At 42.4% G+C, this 3,149-nt stretch carries 3 protein-coding genes; all 3 read left to right on the top strand.

Going from position 1 to position 3,149, the window contains the following annotated elements; translation table 11 throughout:
- Positions 1 to 211: 211 nt before the first annotated feature.
- The 3 genes from spoVG (at position 212) to V7201_RS20345 (ending at position 3,076) form a co-directional block, all read left to right on the top strand.
- Complete coding sequence (spoVG, locus tag V7201_RS20355; protein ID WP_003347151.1) at positions 212 to 502, top strand: septation regulator SpoVG; 291 nt, start codon at positions 212 to 214, stop codon at positions 500 to 502.
- A gap of 227 nt (positions 503 to 729) precedes the next feature.
- The gene (gene glmU / locus V7201_RS20350) at positions 730 to 2,103 is read left to right on the top strand and encodes a bifunctional UDP-N-acetylglucosamine diphosphorylase/glucosamine-1-phosphate N-acetyltransferase GlmU (RefSeq protein WP_335378592.1); all 1,374 of its coding nucleotides are present in this window, start codon (positions 730 to 732) and stop codon (positions 2,101 to 2,103) included.
- A gap of 16 nt (positions 2,104 to 2,119) precedes the next feature.
- Positions 2,120 to 3,076: a ribose-phosphate diphosphokinase gene (locus V7201_RS20345; protein ID WP_335378591.1), complete on the top strand. Its 957-nt coding sequence runs from the start codon at positions 2,120 to 2,122 to the stop codon at positions 3,074 to 3,076.
- The last annotated feature ends 73 nt before the right edge of the window (positions 3,077 to 3,149 follow it).

The raw sequence follows: 3,149 nt of genomic DNA, 5'->3' as shown, positions 1-3,149 counted from the left end.
AGCCTTGTTTAACAGAACTCAAAATAAAAGGTCAATAGCCAAAAAAGCCTATTTTACCTCGAAAAAATAGAGTGATAGGGCTTTCAATAAGAAAATGTTCATGAATTTGCCCTATTTTTTTAAAAAAATTTTCTGAATAAAGAAGGAGTTTTGAATTCACTGTGGAATTATTTAACTAGAATTTTATCTATTTGTAAAGGTGGTGAACAGAATGGAAGTAACTGACGTAAGATTACGCCGCGTTAATACAGATGGACGGATGAGAGCAATCGCTTCCATCACGCTTGACAACGAGTTTGTTGTCCATGATATCAGGGTGATTGATGGAAACAACGGCCTATTTGTTGCAATGCCAAGTAAACGTACTCCTGATGGCGAGTTCCGTGATATCGCACATCCGATCAATTCGGGCACACGCGGAAAAATTCAGGAAGCTGTATTGGCAGAATACCACCGTTTAGGTGAACTAGAAGTTGAATTCGAAGAAGCTGGAGCTTCCTAGAAATAGAACGTAAGACACCAAGAGCCTGCTGCATAAGTAGGGCTCTTTTTTATTTCCCCGCATTTGCTCCTCCATAAACCCGTTTTTCAGTAGAATTAAACATTTTTTCAAGAAAACTGCCCACAGTATAAATGACAAATAATTGTACTTGCTCTTCTATTCTTGAAATACCCGGCTATTTAAGATATATTCGTAATGGATAAAAAGGTAAAATTGGAGGCCTGCTAATGTCTAATCGTTATGCAATCATTTTAGCGGCCGGTCAGGGTACGCGAATGAAGTCCAAGTTATATAAGGTACTTCACCCTGTATGCGGCAAGCCGATGGTTCAGCATGTTATTGACCAAGTGAAAAGTCTTAATATAAAAGAAATCGTGACGATTGTCGGGCACGGTGCTGAAAAAGTGAAAGAGCAGCTTGGCGATGACAGCCAATACGCACTGCAAGCTGAACAGCTGGGAACAGCCCACGCTGTCCTGCAGTCGGAAGCAATGCTTGCGGATAAAGAAGGCGTTACAATCGTTGTATGCGGCGATACACCACTGATCAAAGCAGAAACGATGGAAGCTCTTTTCAAGCATCACGAAGAGACAAACGCGAAAGCAACCATTCTGACAGCGAGGGCGGAAGATCCAACTGGATATGGCCGCATTGTCAGGAATGGCGATGGTTTTGTTGAAAAAATCGTTGAGCATAAAGATGCCACTGAGCAGGAAAGAAGCATCGATGAAATCAACACAGGTACTTATTGCTTCGATAACAAGTTATTGTTTGAGACCATCCATAAGGTATCAAATGATAATGTCCAGGGAGAATATTATCTTCCGGATGTGATCGAAATTTTGAAAAACCAGGGCGAAATTGTTTCTGCATTTGTTACGGATAGCTTTGCTGAAACGCTGGGTGTTAACGATCGTGTTGCACTCGCAGAAGCGGAACGCACAATGAAAAAGCGCATCAATGAAATCCATATGCGAAACGGCGTTTCTTTCATTGACCCTGACAATACGTATATCGGACCAGATGTGGTAATCGGCCAGGACACTGTCATTTATCCTGGGACAACGATATCAGGTAAAACAGTGGTTGGATCCGAATGCCAGCTGGGACCAAATAGTGAAATTAGCGACTGTGAAATTGGAAACAATACAGTTATTCGTCAGTCAGCGGCTTTCAACAGTAAAATTGGTTCAGAGGTCAACATTGGACCATTTGCTCATATCAGACCAGATTCCGATATACATGATGAAGTGAAGATCGGTAATTTTGTTGAGATTAAAAAAGCGGTATTCGGTCGTGGAAGTAAGGCTTCACACCTAAGCTACATTGGTGATGCTGAAGTTGGCGCGGATGTGAACATCGGCTGCGGATCGATTACGGTTAATTATGATGGCAAGAATAAATACTTGACGAAGATCGAAGACGGCGTCTTCATTGGCTGCAATTCGAATCTTGTTGCACCAGTTACGATTGGAAAAGGCGCTTATGTTGCAGCAGGTTCAACTATCACCGAGGATGTTCCAGGTGAAGCACTTGCACTTGCACGTGCGCGTCAAGTCAACAAAGAAGATTATGTAGGGAAAATGAACGTAAAGAAATAAGTCTTGGAGGTCCACAATGTCAAACCAGTATCTAGACCCAAATTTAAAGGTTTTTTCACTTAATTCAAATGTTGAGCTTGCCGAGGAAATTGCAAAGGTTATCGGAGTAGAGTTAGGAAAATGCTCTGTTTCCCAATTCAGCGATGGAGAAATCCAGATAAACATCGAAGAAAGTATCCGTGGCTGTGACGTATATGTCATCCAGTCTACGAGTTCACCTGTAAATGAAAACATCATGGAATTGCTGATCATGATCGATGCATTGAAACGTGCTTCTGCGAAAACGATCAATATCGTTATGCCTTATTATGGCTATGCACGCCAGGACCGTAAAGCACGTGCACGTGAACCAATCACTGCTAAGCTTGTAGCAAACCTTCTTGAAACAGCAGGTGCTACACGCGTCATTACGCTGGACCTTCACGCACCACAGATTCAAGGTTTCTTTGATATTCCGATTGACCATTTAATGGGTGTACCTATTCTTGCGGACCACTTCAAGAGCAAGGAATTAAATGGTGATATCGTTATTGTCTCTCCTGACCATGGCGGTGTAACTCGTGCAAGAAAAATGGCGGAAAGACTGAAAGCGCCAATCGCAATCATCGATAAGCGCCGTCCGAAGCCAAATGTTGCAGAAGTTATGAACATCGTTGGTAATATTGAGGGTAAGGTAGCCATCCTGATTGACGATATCATTGATACAGCAGGAACAATTACACTGGCAGCCAATGCATTAGTGGAAAATGGCGCTCAGGAAGTTTATGCATGCTGTACACATCCTGTATTATCAGGACCTGCGATTGAACGAATCCAAAACTCCAAGATAAAAGAACTGGTTGTGACAAATACAATCGCGCTTCCAGAAGAAAAGCGCATTGATAAAATCTATGAGCTATCTGTTGCTCCACTGATTGGCGAAGCGATTATCCGCGTCCATGAAGAGCAATCAGTAAGCACACTGTTTGATTAATTTTACAGGGACAAAACAGGCTTGCCTTAGGGCAAGCCTAATCCTGTTTCTTAATTGTCTAGCTCCAGCGCCT

It is taken from the genome of Bacillus sp. JJ1122, from assembly GCF_036964885.1.
GTDB lineage: Bacteria > Bacillota > Bacilli > Bacillales > Cytobacillaceae > Mesobacillus.
This window is presented reverse-complemented; position numbering and strand designations above follow the sequence as displayed.